General features: G+C 55.5%; 15 protein-coding genes and 1 pseudogene. 7 read left to right on the forward strand and 9 right to left on the reverse strand.

Going from position 1 to position 18,550, the window contains the following annotated elements:
- Positions 1-76 precede the first annotated feature (76 nt).
- A complete protein-coding gene (locus tag ACKGJP_RS31305) occupies positions 77-724 on the forward strand; it encodes a thiamine diphosphokinase (protein WP_409347302.1) in 648 nt (215 codons plus the stop codon).
- 394 nt (positions 725-1,118) lie between these two features.
- On the opposite strand, the gene ACKGJP_RS31310 is transcribed toward ACKGJP_RS31305, so the two are convergent.
- Positions 1,119-1,412: a hypothetical protein gene (locus ACKGJP_RS31310; RefSeq protein WP_409342662.1), complete on the reverse strand. Its 294-nt coding sequence runs from the start codon at positions 1,410-1,412 to the stop codon at positions 1,119-1,121.
- Positions 1,413-1,602: 190 nt separating this feature from the next.
- Between ACKGJP_RS31310 and ACKGJP_RS31315 the strand changes: the two genes are divergently transcribed.
- Both ACKGJP_RS31315 and ACKGJP_RS31320 read left to right on the forward strand, forming a co-directional pair.
- On the forward strand, positions 1,603-3,144 hold the full coding sequence (locus ACKGJP_RS31315; RefSeq protein ID WP_409342663.1) for an NAD(P)H-hydrate dehydratase: 1,542 nt from the start codon (positions 1,603-1,605) through the stop codon (positions 3,142-3,144).
- Positions 3,145-4,087: 943 nt separating this feature from the next.
- A complete protein-coding gene (locus ACKGJP_RS31320) occupies positions 4,088-4,759 on the forward strand; it encodes a DUF559 domain-containing protein (RefSeq protein WP_409342664.1) in 672 nt (223 codons plus the stop codon).
- A gap of 358 nt (positions 4,760-5,117) precedes the next feature.
- Here the strand turns inward: ACKGJP_RS31320 and ACKGJP_RS31325 are convergent, their stop codons facing one another.
- From ACKGJP_RS31325 to hisC, 3 genes are all read right to left on the reverse strand, one after another.
- A complete protein-coding gene (locus ACKGJP_RS31325) occupies positions 5,118-5,630 on the reverse strand; it encodes a GNAT family N-acetyltransferase (protein WP_409342665.1) in 513 nt (170 codons plus the stop codon).
- Positions 5,631-6,227: 597 nt separating this feature from the next.
- Positions 6,228-6,440, reverse strand: coding sequence for a hypothetical protein (locus ACKGJP_RS31330; RefSeq protein WP_409342666.1), 213 nt, complete (start codon positions 6,438-6,440; stop codon positions 6,228-6,230).
- Positions 6,441-6,570: 130 nt separating this feature from the next.
- Positions 6,571-7,650 (reverse strand): histidinol-phosphate transaminase, encoded by a 1,080-nt coding sequence (hisC, locus tag ACKGJP_RS31335; RefSeq protein WP_409342667.1) that lies wholly within the window; start codon positions 7,648-7,650, stop codon positions 6,571-6,573.
- 191 nt (positions 7,651-7,841) lie between these two features.
- On the opposite strand from hisC, the gene ACKGJP_RS31340 reads away from it, so the two are divergent.
- Both ACKGJP_RS31340 and ACKGJP_RS31345 read left to right on the forward strand, forming a co-directional pair.
- Complete coding sequence (locus tag ACKGJP_RS31340; RefSeq protein ID WP_409342668.1) at positions 7,842-9,266, forward strand: PLP-dependent aminotransferase family protein; 1,425 nt, start codon at positions 7,842-7,844, stop codon at positions 9,264-9,266.
- Between the two features lie 156 nt (positions 9,267-9,422).
- Positions 9,423-10,832 (forward strand): amino acid permease, encoded by a 1,410-nt coding sequence (locus tag ACKGJP_RS31345; RefSeq protein ID WP_409347303.1) that lies wholly within the window; start codon positions 9,423-9,425, stop codon positions 10,830-10,832.
- Positions 10,833-10,872: 40 nt separating this feature from the next.
- Here ACKGJP_RS31345 and ACKGJP_RS31350 read toward each other — a convergent pair whose 3' ends face one another.
- Both ACKGJP_RS31350 and ACKGJP_RS31355 read right to left on the reverse strand, forming a co-directional pair.
- A complete protein-coding gene (locus ACKGJP_RS31350; RefSeq protein ID WP_409342669.1) occupies positions 10,873-11,910 on the reverse strand; it encodes a glycoside hydrolase family protein in 1,038 nt (345 codons plus the stop codon).
- A 240-nt stretch (positions 11,911-12,150) separates the two neighbouring features.
- Entirely contained in the window at positions 12,151-12,732 is a 582-nt protein-coding gene (locus tag ACKGJP_RS31355) for a type 1 glutamine amidotransferase family protein (RefSeq protein WP_409342670.1), read from the reverse strand.
- Between the two features lie 182 nt (positions 12,733-12,914).
- Here ACKGJP_RS31355 and ACKGJP_RS31360 point away from each other — a divergent pair.
- Positions 12,915-13,259 (forward strand): annotated as a pseudogene (locus ACKGJP_RS31360) (zinc-binding dehydrogenase); the annotation flags it as partial.
- Between the two features lie 160 nt (positions 13,260-13,419).
- On the opposite strand, the gene ACKGJP_RS31365 reads toward ACKGJP_RS31360, so the two are convergent.
- From ACKGJP_RS31365 to ACKGJP_RS31375, 3 genes are all read right to left on the reverse strand, one after another.
- Positions 13,420-15,030: a sugar ABC transporter substrate-binding protein gene (locus ACKGJP_RS31365; protein ID WP_409342671.1), complete on the reverse strand. Its 1,611-nt coding sequence runs from the start codon at positions 15,028-15,030 to the stop codon at positions 13,420-13,422.
- A 94-nt stretch (positions 15,031-15,124) separates the two neighbouring features.
- Entirely contained in the window at positions 15,125-16,009 is an 885-nt protein-coding gene (locus ACKGJP_RS31370; RefSeq protein WP_409342672.1) for a carbohydrate ABC transporter permease, read from the reverse strand.
- Between the two features lie 13 nt (positions 16,010-16,022).
- Positions 16,023-17,003, reverse strand: a complete 981-nt coding sequence (locus tag ACKGJP_RS31375) for an ABC transporter permease (RefSeq protein ID WP_409342673.1) — start codon at positions 17,001-17,003, stop codon at positions 16,023-16,025.
- A 1,359-nt stretch (positions 17,004-18,362) separates the two neighbouring features.
- Here ACKGJP_RS31375 and ACKGJP_RS31380 point away from each other — a divergent pair.
- Positions 18,363-18,542: a hypothetical protein gene (locus ACKGJP_RS31380; protein ID WP_409342674.1), complete on the forward strand. Its 180-nt coding sequence runs from the start codon at positions 18,363-18,365 to the stop codon at positions 18,540-18,542.
- The last annotated feature ends 8 nt before the right edge of the window (positions 18,543-18,550 follow it).

Raw genomic sequence — 18,550 nt, forward strand, 5'->3', positions numbered from 1 at the left:
GGAACGATCGGGGACAAACCGGACGACGACGGACGAGAGCACGGCCGACTGGCCGTTCGAGAAAGAAGGAACAAAGATGGCGAGTAGACGGGTTGTCATTTTTTCGGGAGGACGCTTGGGGGAATGGGCGCTGCCGTACATCCGCGAAGACGACTTTCTGGTGGGGGCCGACAGCGGGGCCCGTTTTTTGGTCGAGAACGGTTATACGCCGCGGCTCGCCATAGGCGACTTCGATTCCGTCAGCGAAAACGAGGTAGCCCGGATCAGCGCGATCAGCGGCGAATTTATGAGCTGCGATCCGGTTTATAAGGATTTGACCGACACGGAGATGGCCGTCGAATGGGCGCTCAAGCAGCGTCCCGGCGAGCTCTTGCTGATCGGCGTGCTTGGGACCCGGCTGGACCATTCGCTGGCCAACATTCATTTGCTGCGCAAAGCGAGGGATAGCGGTGTCTCCGCAACGATCGTCGACGACCATAACCGGATTTCGCTGACGGGTGACAACGATACGCTGCGGATTGCCAAAAGCGATTTTACGCACGTTTCCCTCCTCCCGCTCAGCCTGGAGGTAACCGGCATCACACTCGAAGGGTTCCAGTACCCGTTGCATCAGGCGACGCTCCGGCTTGGCCAGACGCTCGGCATCAGCAATGTGCTGACCGATGACGCAGGGACCGTTAAGACGGAATCCGGCCTGCTGCTCGTCATTCAAAGCCGGGATTGATTCCCCGGGTTGCGGCCGGCAGGTTGACGGGCCGATCGGGCAGGGATTCCGGCCATAGGCCAGAGCGGGCTGGCGCGATAAGGAGACCGGTTAGGCTGGTACGATAGGAGACCGGTTAAATGCAACAGAGCGGACTGGTACGATAGGAGTAAACCAGCTGGCAACAGAGCGAACTGACGCAATAGCAGGCTACCGGCAGCAGGCAACAAGCGGGCTGGTACGATAGGAGCAAACCAGCTGGCAACAGAGCGGACTGACGCAATAGCAGGCTACCGGCAGCAGGCAACAAGCGGGCTGGTACAATAGGAGTAAACCAGCTGGTAACAAGCGGACTGACGCAATAGCAGGCTACCGGCAGCAGGCAACAAGCGGGCTTCGGCGATAGGAATGTCGGCTATATTAGCCGCACGACCTGGATCAGCTTGTCGCCGTCCGACACTCTGATCGTATGCGTGCTTTTATCGTAGGTGAACATCGTCCTGTCGAATTTCATTACAGGGTCGGAGCCGAGACCATAGAACACATCGTCCGCAAGCGTCTGCAAGCATTCACGCTGTTGGTCGCTTTCGAGTTCTCCCCAGTCTTCGTCCGACATTTCGAGCAGAACGTGGCATCCGTCTATATTCCCTATTGCCGAAGTCAAATCGTCAATGATATCAGAAAACTCCCGTGCATATTTAACACCCATACGGATCTTCCTTCCTGTTAGCCGCTTCCATGCGGCCGTACTGTCATTGTACACGAAAATTCCCGAAACACGAAGGGCGGACGCCCGGTACGACGGGCCATCATTTCAAAGTCTTCCCATTTACGACTAGGCGCAGACTCTGCGCCTTTCCGGCAGCTATCGTTTGCCTTTCCCGAAAGGAGAAACCCACATGTATATCGTCACGGCAGAAGAAATGCGCCGTTTGGATAACCACACCATAGAAACCATAGGCATCCCGTCGCTTGTCTTAATGGAGAACGCAGGGCGCGAAATCGCTCTGGAAGCGTTAGCCTGCATCTCGGATGCAGCGGGCCAAAAGGACAATGAACGCTGGCTCGTATTGGCTGGCAAAGGCAACAACGGCGGCGACGGCTTTGCAGCAGCCCGCCATCTGGCAGAAGCCGGAGTCGCCGTCGAGGTGGCGATAGCCGAGCCGCCCGAGCGGATGAGCGCGGAAGCGGTCCAGCAGCATGAGATCGCCGTTCGCTTCGGCCTGCCTTTGATCTGCTGCTGGGAGCAGCAGATTGCTTGGGGCCGCTACACCGGCGTCATCGACGCGCTTCTCGGCACAGGCTCGCGAGGCGCGCCCCGCGAGCCTTATGCCGCGCTAATCCGCCAGGCGAACGCAAGCGGCCTGCCGATCGTCGCAGCAGATATCCCGAGCGGTCTGGACGCCGATACGGGCGAGACGCAGGAGCCATGCATCCGCGCCGTACGCACGGTTGCCCTCGCGTTCCTGAAACGAGGGCATATGCAGTATCCTGGCGCGGAAGCGGCAGGGCGCGTTACCGTGCGGCCGATCGGCATCCCGGGCCGTTTGGCCGCTTCCTTGGGCGTAAGCACGCTGCTGCTCAGCGAAGCTTCGTTGACCGGCCCCCTCGGCATCGACATCGGCCGTGGGCGGAGCGCCGATACGCACAAGGGCAGCTACGGCCACGCCTTGATCGCTGCGGGTACGCAGCGGATGAGCGGAGCCGGGCTACTGTGCGTCAAAGCGGCTCTCCGCGCAGGCTGCGGCCTCGCTACATGGGCCGTGCCGGCCAGCCTGGTGACGCATCTGCTCGGGCGGGTGCCCGAGGCGATGCTGGCCGGCTTGGCTGACGCCGGCCACGGCGACTGGACGCATGTCAACGCCGAAGCGATCCTCGCGCTGGCCGATGAGCGCGACGCCCTAGCCCTCGGCCCCGGCATGGGGCGCTACGAAGGCGACAGCCAGTGGCTGCGCGCCCTCTGGGAAGGCGCCAAATGCCCGCTCGTGCTTGACGCCGACGCGCTCAACATGCTTGCGGATGCGGGCGACTTCGCCTCTTGGCAGCGCCGTCCGGCAGCCACGGTGCTCACGCCGCATCCGGGCGAAATGGCACGGCTCGCCGGCGTCTCGACGCGCGAAGTGCAGCGCGACCGCATCGGGCTCGCGCGCCGCTTCGCGGAGCAGCACGGCGTGACGCTCGTGCTGAAAGGCGCGCGCACCGTCATCGCCACCCCGGAAGGAGCCGTTTACGTCAACGTAAACGGCAACGCGGGGATGGCGACCGCCGGCGCGGGCGACGTGCTCGCAGGCGTCATTGCGAGCCTGCTCGCGCAAGGGTACGACGCCGGGCAAGCAGCCTGCCTCGGCGTCTACCTGCACGGCGCGGCCGGCGACCGCGCCGCGCTCAAGCGCCCTTCCCCGGCTTCGCTGCTCGCCGGGGATCTGCTCGAGGAGCTGTAGAAGTCAGCTCCTCGACGTGTCGTCCAGATTCGCCTAGTGCAGGTATGACATACAGTAGCTTCAATTTACTCTGTTCTTACGGCAGCACGTGGAGTAATTTTGCTTTTATATACTTGGGCACGTAGAGTACAATTTTAGCTTCTCAGTCTTGGGTTAGCACGTAGAGTAACTTTGCTTTTATATACTTGGGGCACGTAGAGTAACTTTAGCTTCTCAGTCTTGGGGCAGCACGTGGAGTAACTTTGCTTTTATATACTTGGGCACGTAGAGTACAACTTTAGCTTCTCAGTCTTGGGTTAGCACGTAGAGTAACTTTGCTTTTATATACTTGGGGCACGTAGAGTAACTTTAGCTTCTCAGTCTTGGGGCAGCACGTGGAGTAACTTTGCTTTTATATACTTGGGGTACATAGAGTAACTTTAGCTTCTCAGTCTTGGGTTAGCACGTAGAGTAACTTTGCTTTTATATACTTGGGGCACGTAGAGTAACTTTAGCTTCTCAGTCTTGGGGCAGCACGTGGAGTAACTTAATCCATACAAAGTAACTTCGACTCTTTTTGGCGATAGTGAATTTAGCTTCACTAATAGTGAAGCTAAGTTCACTATTCCCCTCCATTTCTCATCCATTTTGGCAAATAGTGAACCTCACGTCGCTATTTGCCGATATCATTCACTAATAGTGAACTTTTCTTCACTAACGACTGCCTGGACCAAAATTCGGAAGGTAATAGTGAACTTGGATTCACTATTACTGAACCTAGATTCACTATGTGCCCAAAGCTAAGATCCCAGCAGCAAATGATGATAAAACTCTTGATTCGTCATTTCCAATCGTTTACAATACAATCATATAAGCAACATATCGGAGTGAAGCACACCCCGTCTGCAGAGTCGTTCTGCGGCGGGGTTTCTTGCGTGTACACGTATATTGGAGGCTGAGCGGTATGCATCCCAATCTAGTCAGATTTATCGATCAATTTGAGCAAGAAGCTATACTAAAAGGGCATTATCGAGCGAAGTTAGGCAAAGCGGAGCTAATATTTTTAACGGAGGTGTGGGGACCCGCTTTTCAATACAACTACTCCGGCTTGAAAGCCGAGTACCCTTTCAAAGATTTGAAGGGCGGTCAACGATTTGCCGATTTCGTTTACGTCAAAAACGGCCTTCGTTTGCTGATCGAAATTGACGGTTTTACGACGCATGCACGCGATATTTCTCCGGGAGAATTCGACGATCATTTGCAGAGGCAGAACGATATCGTGCTTTCCGGATGGCTTGTCCTCCGCTTTTCCGCCCATCAAGTGGAGAAACGGACGCATATATGTCAGCGGCAGGTCAAACAAGCGATCGGTCACTGGTACTCCATCATGCAAAACGGATTTACATCGGAAGATACGCAGATTTGGAAGCATCGACAGCAGCTAGTCATCCGACTGGCAATGAAAAGAGACGGCAAAATCAAACCTAGCGAAGCCGCCGAAGCGTTCGGCATCAGTAACAAATCGGCTACCGTCTGGCTAAAAAAATTCACGGACGAAGGCGTACTAGATGTTTCTCCTAGTGACAAAAGGGTCAGGCAGTATTTTTTAGCAAACTACGTCAGCGACGTAACGTAAACTTTGCTTGCTCTGTGCTCTCTGCTTTCTGCTTTCTGCTTTCTGCTTTCTGCTCTCTGCTTTCTGCTTTCTGCTTTCCGCGTTCTGCGTTCCGCGTTCTGCGTTCTGCGTTCTGCGTTCTGCGTTCTGCGTTCTGCGTTCTGCGTTCTGCGTTCTGCGTTCTGCGTTCTGCGTTCTGCGTTCTGCGTTCTGCGTTCTGCGTTCTGCGTTCTGCGTTCTGCGTTCTGCGTTCTGCGTTCTGCGTTCTGCGTTCCGCGTTCCGCGTTCTGCGTTCTGCGTTCTGCTTCTTCTTTCTGCTTTCGACCTACAACTAAAAAGACGCTTGCACAAGCTCAAGAGCCTGACAAACGTCTTCAGATTAACGTAGTTTTTTGGTCAAATACAGGACCAGATCATCATCCACCCTTACCATACTTCCGGGTACGACCGGCTGATTGTTATAATAGATGCCGTTGCCGTCAGGAATATAGCCGAGCTTGCCGTACAAGCGTTGGGCATTGCCATAGTCTTTAAATAAGCCGAAGCCGATGCCGATTGTATCGTACTGCTCGGCAACAATCCGCTCCGATTCCTCGATCAGCCTGGTGGCGACACCCTGCTTGCGGTATTTCGGCAGGACGTTGAGATCGTTGATTTCGGGAATGCGCTGCTCGCTAAAAGGGGGATAGTGCGATTCGTAGCGAATGTGCAAAGCACCGGCAAACTGACCGTTCACATAACCAAGGAGCGTGTACCGTTTATGCTGTTCATTTTCGAACAGGCAGTTCTCAAAGTACCCCTCCGGCTTGCGGATGCCCGCCTCCGCCAAAAGGCTCTGCACTTCCGATATATGCCGCTGCTCCATCCGGCGCAATTCGATCGTAATGTTCATGTTCGCTCCTTCGATTTATCCGGTTTCGTTGTGATTTGGCAACCAGAAATAGCTTCATTTGCTACTATTATTCCAGTTTCTTCGCCACCGCACAAGGTGGAAAACCGCTCTAACGATTCCTTTTGCAAGGCCCCCCCCCTTGCATTACGAAGTAGTTCGCCTTCATGAACCCTACAACCACACTCGCAAAATTCCATCCAGCACCGCCAATACTTTCCGGAAAACCCGTTCTCCCGTGCCCCTACAACCACACTCGCAAATTCCCATCCAGCACCGCCAATGCTTTCAGGCAAATCTGTTCTCCCCGTGCCCTACTACAACAACTCTCCGAAATTTCCACCCAGCACCGCCAATGCTTTCCGGCAAATCTGTTCTCCCCGTGCCCGACTACAACCACTCTCCGAAACTTCCACCCAGCACCGCCAAGTCTTTCAGGCAAATCCGTTCTCCCCGTGCCCCTCTACTACCACACTTGCAAATTCGGCATTGCTAATGCTCTCAGGCAATCCATTCTCTCTGTGCCCCTCTACTACCACTCTCCGAAATTTCCATCCAGCACCGCCAATGCTTTCAGGCAAATCCGTTCTCTCCGTGTCCCTACAACCACCCTCCGAAATTCCCATCCGGCAACGCCAATGCTTTCCGGCAATTCCGGCATTCCGCCATGTGCCAGCCGGCACTTTGCTCGGCTTCCTTCCGGTGCGGCCAGCGCATATGGCAATTCCGGCAATCCGCCATGTGCCACCCGGCAGCTTCCCCGATTTCCTTCCGGCACCGCCAATGGTTACCGGCAAATCCGGCAATGCGCATGTACCAACCACCACTCTCCGGGGTTTTATCCAGTCGGCATATTCTCTTCAGGCCAGTGCATTACGCCAAAATGTTACAGCGCTGAAACGTCTCTAGCCCGCATTCGCCACGCCGTTCCAAGACCCGTCCGTCATTGCCTCTGTTCGACAATGCGCCGCAGCTCCTTGAGCAGCACGGCCATCTCGGCATCCGTGCCGATCGAGACGCGAAGCTTGTTGACGAGCCGCGGATGCTTCAGGTACCGGACGTAAATGTTCCTTTGCTGAAGCTCCTCATACACGAGACGCGCATTCACTTTCCCGCACCGTTCCGCCATCGGTCCGCACAGCACGAAGTTGGTTTGCGACGGAATATACTCGAAGCCGAGCTCCACCAGCTCCCGGCAAAACACTTTTCTCGTTCGCCGAATCGCCTCTACGGTGCGCTGCATGTAAGCTTCGTCCTCCAGGGCGGCAAGCGCGAGCTTCTGGCTGACCGCGTTTACGTTGAACACGTCTCTGCCTTTATCGAGCGCCGCGACGATCGCAGCGTCCGCGATGCAATAACCGACCCGAGCCCCGCAAAGCGCATACGACTTGGAGAACGTACGAACCACGATCAGATTCGGATATCGTCCGATGAGCGGCAGTACGGACGAGCCGGATTCGGCAAAATCGATATACGCTTCGTCTACGATGACTAGTCCGGAAAACCGCTGCAGCAGCAGCTCGATCCGTTTGAGCGGCAGCAGCAGGCCCGTCGGAGCATTCGGGTTGACCAGCACGATCGCGTTTGCCTTGCTCTCGGAGAGCCGGTCCGGGTCGATCGTGAAATCCTCGTTGACGGGAACCGGGACGGTTTCGATCTCATTCACCGCTGCCGCCGTATGGTAAAGCATGAAGGTCGGGTCGGGCATCGCAACCCGGCTATGCGGCGCGATCAGCAGCTTAAACAGAAGCGCGATAATTTCGCTCGAACCGTTCCCGCAAAAAAGCCGGTTTTCCTCCACGCCCAAACGGTGCGCCAACGCCGAGCGAAGCAGTCCGCTTCTGCCATCGGGATAACGCCGCAGCTCTTCCTCCGCGATGCTCCGCAGTGCGGCGACCACCTTCGGCGAAGCCGGGTATGGGCTCTCGTTCTGGTTCAGCTTTATCGCGTCTCCGCCCGCTTCCAAATAATCCCCCGCCTCATAGGCGGCCAAACGCTCGATGTGAGGCAAAATCAAGCTCATTCAAACTCCTCCTTCACGCCGGCTCCGTGTGCCGTTCTTCTTGTTTCGTCCCGCACTTCCGTTTGAGCGAACGGGATGATACGATTACAATAACCGACAATTGTCACTTTCCAAATGGACAGTTTACGTTATTTTCAAGTGACAGATAATCCACGGGTACGCACGCTTTAAAAGCAAAGGAGAAGCAAACCATGCACGATCTCACCTTCAAACTGGACGAATCGTCCGGGATTGCGCTTTACCTCCAGATTTATTCCTATATACGCAGCGAAATCGCCGAAGGCCGCATACGTCCGGAAACGAAGCTCCCTTCGGTCCGCATCTTGTCCTCCAGCCTTGGGGTAAGCCGAACCCCGGTAGCGTTAGCTTACGATCAGCTGCTCGCCGAAGGCTATGTTCGGAGCAAGCCGCGCAGCGGGCTTTATGCCGTGCGGGTCGATGCGCTGACACCCCCGCCCGCCGCAGATGGTCCGGCAGCAGGCGAAAAGTCTCCCCCCCGTGCCTATCATGCTTCTCCCGATGAGCCGGTCCGATACGATTTCGGCTACGGCGGCATCGATCTGGCCAGCTTTCCTTTTCAGAAATGGCGAAAGCTGATGAACCGCTGTTTTTGGCCGGAAAACAGAAGTCTGTTTCTTTACGGCGATCTGCAAGGGGAGCCGGAGCTGCGTGGCGAAATCGCCTCCTATCTCCGCCAGATTCGCGGCGTTCGCTGCACGCCCGAACAGATCGTCGTCGGAGCGGGCACCTATCATTCCCTCGATCTGCTTTTTCAACTGTTGAAAGAGGAGGTAACGGTCGTCGGCGCCGAACGGGCGGTTAACGTCGGCATCAAGGCGCTGTTCAGCCAATATGGCTTTCAATGCCGTCCCTTGCCTTTAGAACCGGACGGCATTCGCCTCGAGGACGTCTACGAAAGCGGAGCGCAAGCCGTGTACGTCACGCCTTCCCATCAGTTTCCGTTCGGTATGACGTTATCCGCAGGCAAACGGAGCAGGCTGCTCAACTGGGCCGAGGAGCGGCAAGCCTACATTATCGAAAACGACTATGACGGGGAATTCCGCTACGGCGGGCGGCCAATCCCTTCGCTGCAAGGACTCGACAACAGCGGACGGGTCATCTACGCCGGAACGTTCTCCAAGGCGCTTACGCCATCCTTTCGAATCAGCTACCTTGTGTTGCCGCCTGCGCTGCTTGCTCGATTCAGGCTCATGCGACACAGCTACGACCAGCTCGCTTCCCCGATTTTGCAAAAAACGCTGCAAATGTTCATGCAGACGGGTGATTTCGAGCGCCACATGCGCAAAATGAGAAGCTTGTACCAGCGTAAGCGCGACACGCTGCTGCAAGCGATCCGGCAGAAGCTGCCGGACGAAATCGAAATCATCGGCGCGGGCTCAGGGCTACATGTGCTGCTCCGTACGTACAACGGGCTTAACGAGGAGCAACTGATTGCCCGAGCCAAGCTGAACGGCGTTGCCGTCTACCCGACCTCTACTTACGCCCTTGAGCCTGACAGCGCACCGCCGGCGACGGTACTGCTCGGGTTTGGCGGCTTATCCGAAGAGCTCATAAGGGAGGGCATCGACAAGCTGGCTGAAGCCTGGCGTCTTTGACAAAAGAAAGCGCCGCTGCGAAATAAAACAACGCAAAAGATTTCATCCGCGCGTCATCCGCCTGTATACGGATCGTCCTGTTTGGGAAACGTGAGTAACGGACATGATTGGTACCGGCTCACGCGAGCCGGGAAGCGGAAGGAACGGATGCTGGCGATGAGCAGAGAAGCAAAGCTGGGGCTGCCGATATTAACGGCAATGGTCGTGGGAAATATGGTCGGTTCGGGTATTTTCATGCTGCCGAGGCTGATCGCGGAGGTGGCAAGCCCTGCCGGAGCGCTGCTGGCTTGGCTGTTTACGGGCGGGGGCGTGCTTGCGCTGGCATATATTTTCGGCAGCTTGGCCGTACGCAAGCCGGAACTTTCCGGCGGTCCGCAGCAATATGCGCGCGCATTATTCGGCCGGAAGGAAGCCGCCGCCAAAATGTCCGCCTATGCCGTCTCTTGGGGATACTGGGTGGCCAACTGGTCGGGCAATGTCGCCATTATCACAACGTTCGCGAGCTATTTGTCGACCTTCTTCCCGGTTATGACAAACCGGGCCGTATTGTTTCAGATCGGCTCCTTTCCCGTTCGCGCCGGCAATTTGCTTACGTTCGCCATATGCTCGGTGCTGCTGTGGGGCGTACATTCGCTGATTCTGCGCGGCATCGAAGAAGCCGGCCGCATCAACTTGCTTGCGACCGGCGCGAAGGTGCTCGGCTTCCTGCTCTTCATAACGGTCAGCTTATTCGCCTTCGACCGCAGCAACATCCTGCCGTTCGAGCAGCCCGTCACGCTGCCTAGCGGCGAGACCATCGGCCTGTGGGGACAGCTCAACGCGGGCGTATTCGCTACGCTCTGGGCATTCGTCGGCATGGAGTCGGCCGTCGTCTTTTCGTCCCGCGCGAGGCGCCCCGACGATATTCGCAAAGCGACTGTCATCGGCCTTTTTACCGCTTTGATCATCTACATCGGGATCACCATTCTGGTCATGGCCGCCATGCCGAGAAGCCTGCTCACAAATAGCGAGAAACCGCTCGTGGACACTCTCTCGTTCATCGTCGGTCCTTCCGGCAGCTACATGATGGCCGGTCTTGGACTTGTTTCTCTCTTCGGCTCGGCGATCGGTTGGGTGCTGCTGAGCGCCGAAATCGCCTTCCAGGCCGCCAAGCAGGGCTTGTTCCCGCGTCTTTTTTTACGCGAAAATAAGCGCGGCGCACCGGTCGCCGCGCTTATCGTAACCAACTCGCTGGCACAGGCGTTCCTGCTGTCTACGCTATCCCAGTCGCTGACTAAGGCTTTCTCGTTCATCACGTTCGTCGCTACGTTATCCAGTCTGCTGCCTTACGCGCTAGCGGCCGTATACCACTTGAAGCTGGTCCGTTCGGGCGAAACGTACTTGTCCGCTTCCGGCAAGCAGGAACGCATCCGAGACGGCACCGCCGCCGTTATCGCAACCGTATACGCCTTCTGGGTCATCCGGACCGGCACGGCCAACCTGCAGACGTTCCTGTTCGGGGCAGGACTCCTCGTCCTCGGCTTGCTGCTGTATCCGGTTATGACGCGCGGTACCGATAAGCGATGACCAGAACGAAGGCCTCACGCAACTCCCCTGGTAATTCTCCTTACGGTTTCAACGGAATTACCATATTCCATGTTTCCGCCGCATGGCTGAAGCCTCCGGGACCGTCGGCCGTCGCCGCGAACAGGTGGGTCGGCACGCCGTCCTGGAACAGAAGGAAAGGCCGTTCGAAGCTGCCCATCGTCCTTACGATCCCGTCGTCCCAAAGTACGTTTCGGGAGTAAGCTTTCTCTGCAACCATCTCCCAGTCCACGCCATTTCGCGAATACGCATGGATACCGGCATGCAGCTCTCCGCAAACTCGCCCGTCCATATCCTTTGCAATCAGCTCGTAGCCGTTCTCCGTTCGCCAAACGAAAGGATCCTCCAGATGGCACAGCTCCTCGGGCAGAATCGGCAAGTCGCTCGCACTGCGGTAAGTCCCGTCGTAGCGTTCGGCTCGTGCCGCCCCTATATTCATCCGGCCATGCTTGTGGCCGACGTGGCATCTTCCCTTGTAAATCAGCAGTACGGAACCGTCCGGGTGTATGCAGGGAGCCGGGTTGCTCGTCAAATAGCTGTCGAACTTGCCCGGGCGCGTCTGCAGCACCGGCTGCTCCAGCCGTTTCCAAGGACCGAGCACGCTGGCCGATGTCGCAATACCTATCCGCTTGTTCGAACGCGCGACGATTACCCGCGGATCCTCCATTTCGAGCGGAGCCTCCGGATCGGGGTCCGCGAATGGATGCGTGCTGCCCATATAGTAAAGCACGTATGTATCTCCGGCTCGGACGATATGCGGATTATGCGTGCTGCGGCCGTCCCAATATTCGGCGCCTCTGGCCGGAAGCACGACTTCCTGGAATACGTATGGCCCTTCCGCCGTATCCGAAACGGCCCGAACGACCTCGGATGCGACCAGCCAGCCGGGATGCATCGGAAGCGCTTTCGGCCACCTCGAGGCGAACATGTGATACCGCCCGTCTTCCCCGCGCACGACCGAGCCGCACCATACCCAGTACCCTTCCATCCGGAATCCGCCGTTTACCGGCGCGGGAAGCAGCTTATCGATAAAAGGCGATTGATTGTTCGTCGCTGACATCTGTCTTCGCTCCTCCTTGTTTTTTCTTTACGAACATCTTATCAGATAACCTGATAGGTTTATATGAGAAATAGAAGGACGATCGCAAGTTTGCCGACCAACCGCCGGCCGCTATTGCCGGAGGAAAGCCGGCCGACTTATGAACATAGAGGACCGGTTCCGGTACGGAATAACGATCCTCGATTCACCTATTTGTTCACTGAGACTCGCCGACAACCGTCCTTCAATGAAAGCCTGCCGCTATTCGTTAAAATATCCCCGCTTAAAAAGCGCATACCACTCGTTCAATTGCGCTTCGTCGAACACTTGCAATTTGGCAAGAATATGCTTGGAAAACTCGACGGCCCCACTTCCGTTCGCCGTAATAAGGAGTCCGTCGCTAACCGCTTGTGCGTCCACGTAATGAGCGTCTCCCTTATATTCGGGTGCCCCCTTTTTCAGATACCCTAACGTATTGCCCGTATGCTTGCCGCGGTCGAGAAAACCGTGCTTGCCGAGGAACGTAGTCGCGTCGCAAATCGCCGCCACGGGGATGCTACGCTCTAAGCAGTTCTGCACGATCGCTTTTGCTTGCCGGTTCGCTTCGTCTCTCCAGCCGGTTCCGCCCGGAATGATGAGCATGGCGACTTCCGTTTCGAATGCGAACGACTCCAGCTCGTAATCGGGCAGCACCCGAAGTCCGCCCATCGACGTCTTTGGCGATTTGTCTATGGCGATCGTCCTGACACGATATCCCGTAGACGGCTTATTCAGCTCCGCCGTGACATAGCTCGCCTCCCAATCCGCAAAACCGTCCGTAACCAGTACCAACACTTCTTTCATCTTGCTCACTCCTTGTCCTAATTGCCTCATAGTCTTGTAGCTTTCATTATAACCGGACATCACTGACAACGGCTGTCAGTAAAGATTGGCGCTCCCGCACCGTTTGTATGAAAGCAAGCATTCATGGCACAATGTATGGTGAAAAGACGGATTGCAAGGAGAGTGAGCCCGCTTATGAAAGCATTGGTGCCGCCTACGATTCCGTCGGATCTACGCTGCCGGACAGCATCGCGGCCGTTCGCATCAAAGGAACCGTCGTTTTCTACGGCATGGCCGGAGGAGATCCGCCTCTCGTCGACCCCCGCATGCTTATGGATACGTCCAAAACGTTAACCGGCGGCGATCTATGGAATCATCTGACTGCTCACGAAGACCGTATCGCCAGATCGGAAGAGCTGTTCGGCGCCGTACGGCAGGGTCATTTACGCATGGAGGAACCGAAGCGTTATGCGCTGCGGGACGGTGCGGACGCCCACCGGCTCCTGGAAAGCCGGACGAGTACGGGTAAAATCCTGCTAATCCCTTAAAAAGAAGCGTGAGCCGGACCCATCCAAGCGGATAGCCTCTTCGGCCTTCCAGCAAACCGACCGGTCGCGAAACAGAGATTCAACCGGACGACAACAGGCTGTCGTCACCCTTTTTTCGAAGGAAAACGGCAGCCTGTTTGCATCCGCTTTTTTGAAGGGATTATTTCGTAGCCTTGTAGCGGTCATACGCCTGCTGGTAAATTTTCATCATTTTGTCGAGGCCCATGTCGTTGAGCTTCTTCACGTAGTCGTCCCATTCCTTATCGATGCCGCCGGACATCATCCATTTGGCGTACATTTTGCTCACGTACGAATCGATATCGGTCAGATAGCGGGAAATTTGATCGCTTTCCTCGGCGGTAAAATACGTTTTCGGGAACGAGTTGTCGACCAGGTATTTGCCGTAAACGTTGTCGACGTCGATCTTGGAGCGAAGATTGCTCTTCGGCGCCACGACCATGTCGTTGACGGCTTTCGTCGTTGCCCATACGGTGTAAGCCGTTGGAGGCACCTGCTTGAATTCCTCGTCATTGCCGCCCTGCGGCAGCGCGATGGCGTCATATTTGCCGTCCGAGCGCGCCTTCAGGCTGTCGCCGCCGATTACGCCTTTGCTGAATTGCAGAGAGATCATCGGGTCGTACATGTAGTCGATCCAGCGGATCGTCGCTTCCGGATTTTTGTTCTTATTCGTAATGGCAAACGACGCTCTGAGCAAAATGCCGTTCGGATACTCGGCCCAAATGGCTTCCTTGCCGTTCGGTCCTTTGAGCGGCGGCAGCGAGACGTAGTCCTGATTCGCCGGATTCCAGTCGAACGTTACGCCTACGATGCCCTTGCTTTCCTTCGCGGTCAATACTTTGCTGTCCTGCGTAAAGCTTTCCTGATCCGCCAAGCCTTCGGCGAACAGCTTGTTGAAATATTGGATCGCTTCCTTGTATTCCGGTTGCACCGCCGTATACACGACCTTGTCTTTCTCCACGGACAAGTGGTTGTTGCCGACCTTGTGCACGTCCCGGTCTACACGGCCGAAGGCGCCGAAGAAGGAATTGACGTCGCTGTTCCAGTTCTGCAGGAAGGACAGCGGGATTTGGTCTTTCTTGTTGTTGCCGCCGAGGTCGTGCTCCTTAAACGCTTTCAACGTTTGGTACAGCTCGTCGGTCGTCGTCGGCATCGGCAGCTTCAGCTCGTCGAGCCATTTCTTGTTGATGAACATCGTCGACTTCGTCCGCGAATACCCCTCGTCGATCGTCGGCAGCGAATAGATGTGGCCGTCAGGCGCCGTCAGCTGCTTTTTGTACGTCGGGTTGTCCTGCAGCAGCTTCTTGACGTTCGGGGCGTATTTGTCGATCAGCCCTTCGAGCGGAATCAGTATGCCCTGCGAGCCGTATTTAACGATATCCGTATCCTCGCTCAAAATGCCATGGGCATAAAAAGCGTCAGGCAGCTCGCCGCCGGCGAACAGCAAGTTTTTCTTTTCGTTCCAGCTGCTGCCCGGCGTCAAATCCCAATTGACGTGAATATTCGTTTTGGCTTCGATGTCTTTGAAAATTTTGTAGTCGTTCAAATCCTTCCCTGACGGCGGCTTGAAGCCGGCGATGTTCAAGGTCAGCTTCTCCTTCACGATCGGAAAATCGGTCGCATTCAAATTCGCAGGCACCTCGGACGATTGCTTGCCCTCTTCCTTCGCTGCGTCTTTCCCTCCGCCGCAGCCTGCAAGTCCTGCAGTCATGACGGTAAGCGCCATTGCGGCGATCGGCCATTTTTTGTTCATCGCGATATCCCCTCTCTTGTACGTAAACATTTCGAGCAGCATGCGGCATTTATTGCGTCTATCTACCCTCTATGGCAAGCGGCCGGAGCCGCGGTTACCCTTTCAGCGAGCCTACCAGCGCACCTTTAACGAAAAACCTTTGTAGAAACGGGTACAAAATGAGCATCGGCAAGCTGGATACGATAATGATGCCGTACTTCATCAGCTCCATCTTCTTTTGCTGCTCCTGCGAGCCGTCTAGCATATCCTGCAAATCGGAGCCCTCGTTCATGATGAGAATGTTGCGCAAAATCGTCTGCAGCGGCTGCATGCTGTTGCTTTTCAAATAAATTAACGCCTGGAAGTACGAATTCCAATGCCCTACCGCATAGAACAGCACCATGACCGCCACAATCGGCAGCGCAAGCGGAATCGCGATTTTATAGAAGAACTTCAGGTTCGAGCAGCCGTCCATTTGCGCCGATTCCAGCAGCTCGCCGGGCACGTTGGACTGGAAGAACGTTCGTACGATAATGACATTGAACACGGAAACCGCATTCGGCAAAATCATCGCCCACGTCGTATTGAGCATACCCAAATCTTTGACAAGCAAGTAGGTCGGGATCAGTCCGCCCCCGAAGAACATCGTGAATACGAGCAGGAACATAAAGACGTTTCGGCCTACCAGATCCGTTCTCGACAGCGCGTAGCCGGCCGTAATCGTCAGCACGATATTGATTGCCGTTCCCGACACCGTATACCATAACGAATTTCGGAAGCCAAGCCAAATCGAAGGTTCGGCGAACAAGCGTTTATAACCGTCCCATGTCACCTTCTCGGGAAAAAACAGCAGTTTTCCGGAATAAATCAAGTTCGGATCCGTAATGGAAGCGGTCACGACAAAGTAAAGCGGATAGAGCACGAGTAACACCAAAATCGAGATGAGCGTATAGTTGCAAATGTCGAACAGGAGATCCGCCCTTGTTCTTACCAGTTTCATCGTCTCTCCCCCTTTACCACAAGCTGGTTTGCTTTAATGATTTGGCGATTTTGTTCACGCTGATCAGCAGAATGAAGTTGATGACCGTATTGAAAAGGCCGATCGCCGAAGCGTAGCTGTATTGCGCCTGCACGAGCCCCGCCTTGTACACGTAAGTTTGGATCGTTTCGGACGAGTCTACGTTGAGCTGGTTTTGCATCAGGTATACCTTCTCGAACCCGACGCTCATCATATGGCCCATATTCATGATCAGCATGATGATGACGGTCGGCAAAATCGAAGGGATATCGATGTGGATGACCCGTTGCAGCTTTGTCGCTCCGTCTACCGTCGCCGCTTCGTGCAAATCCGGATTGACCGCGGTCAGCGCCGCCAAATAAATGATCGTCCCCCAGCCTACGCTTTGCCAAACGCCGGAGAATACGAACACCGTTTTGAACCATTCGGCGCTCCCCATGAAGAAGATCGGCTCGATGCCGAACAGACCGAGAAAGCTGTTAACCGCGCCCGTTTTCGGCGACAGCAGCAGGTACACCATCCCGACGACGACAACGGTAGAAATGAAGTGCGGCGCGTAAGTAATCGTTTGCACGAATCGCTTGAAGCGTTCGCTCGTCAGTTGGTTGATCATGAGCGCTAGAATGATCGGCGCCGGAAACGATACAAGCAGCTCGTAGATGCTGATGCCGAGCGTATTCTTGATGATGGTGACGAGCTGGTACGATTCGAAAAAGCGTTCGAAGTTGTCGAAGCCCACCCACGGGCTGCCCGTTATGCCTTTGATCGGATTGAAGTTTTTGAAGGCAATTTGCAGTCCGTACATCGGGGCGTAATGAAAAATAATGAAGTAAGCGAGCGTCGGCAAAAACAGCAGATACAGATCGTAGTTGCGCACGATCCGTTTGATCTTCTTCGCGAATGCGCCCTTGGTCGCCCGGGTGCCTCCCTGTCCCGCCGTTATGCTCGCCCCTGTCATATCGATAGGTTGTGACATGTTTGTTCGTTCACCTCCGCTTGATGTCGGTTTCATGTTGATACTTCCCTGTTGAAATCGCATTCATAACTCTGTTTTAGCACCGCGCCGTCCGCTTCGTATATAAGCGAGATCGCTTATTCGACTATGCGAGAATTGATATGCCGGCCATAACGGGCGGAATGGGCCATAATTGACCCGCCAATATGCGAAATAAAGCCGGCCGATAGGGGCTCGGTAAGTAGCGGCGGAGCTGCCGGCGGTTCGGTGCGTCTCGCGGCTCGCGTGCCGGCGTTGTTGATGGCGCTCCCTTTGTGAGCGGGGCTCAGGGCTCGCGCGCCGTTGCCGTTGCCGGTGCCGGTGCTCGGTCGGCGGAGCTCTCGCAGCTCGCGTGCCGGCGCCACGTAAGAGCCTCAAAAGACTGCTATTTTCGCGGAAAACCGAAAAAAAACGAAAATAGAAGCCTCTAGAGGCTTCTATTTCAGCAAAATCGCCCGATCACAGCGGTTTTGGGCCGAATAAGAGTCTTTAGAGGCTTCTAAAATTAGGGCTAGTTGTATTTTGCCCGTTTTAAGAGCCTCTAAAGACTCCTATTTCCGACGCCAAACTGGTGGAGAGAAGGCTCCAGCTACCTTCAGCCCTTCTCGCCGCTCCCTTGCCAACAGCCGCATCCAGCTACTTACCCGCCGTCCAGCGAATGCTCCAGCTACCTTCAGCCCTTCTCGCCGCTCCCCAACCAACAGCCGCATCCAGCTACTTCCCCGCCGTCCAACGAATGCACCTAGCTACCTTCAGCCCTTCTCGCCGCTCCCCGGCCAACAGTCGCATCCAGCTACTTACCCGCCGTCCAGCGAATGCTTCAGTTACCTTCAACCCTTCTCGCCGCTCCCAGCCAAAAGTCGCATCCAGCATACTCTACCGTCCGTCCAACGAATGCTCCAGTTACCTTCAACCCTTCTCGCCGCTCCCCAGCCGACAGCCGCATCCAGCACACTCTACCTGCCGTCCAACGAATGCACCTAGCTACCTTCAACCCTTCTCCCCGATGCCCAGCCAACAGCCCCATCCAGCTACTTACCCGCCGTCCAACGAAAACTTCCGTTACCTACACCCCTTATCCGGTGGGCCGGACGCTGCGGAATAAACGTATGCTCTTCAGCTCTTCAGCTCTTCAACTCTTTAGCACTCCAGCTCTTCAGCACTTCGGAAGCTGTTGAGAACGCTGCGCTGCCGGAGGGATTTGAAGGGCGTCCGGCTGCCTCTGTCGGTCGGGTAGCGGCGATAAATTAGCGGCGAATATTTCTTTAAACCGAACATTCACCACTCCCCGCTCGATCCTGTATATATAAATACAGCTAAAACTTTATAGGAGGAAGAAGCATGGGAAACGACTGGTACTACAGCGTTAAAATCGTGATGGGTTCGGCTTATGACGGCGCTAATGATCCCGAGTTTGTCTTTAATAATGAAGAAAAAGAGAAAATGATCGGGTTCGTGGACACTTGCTTAGAGAATGGACATGAAATCAGTATTGTTATGGAAAAGCTTAAAGAAGAATAGGCCGTTGT

It is taken from the genome of Paenibacillus litoralis, from assembly GCF_046244365.1.
In the GTDB taxonomy this organism is placed as follows: Bacteria; Bacillota; Bacilli; order Paenibacillales; family NBRC-103111; genus Paenibacillus_V.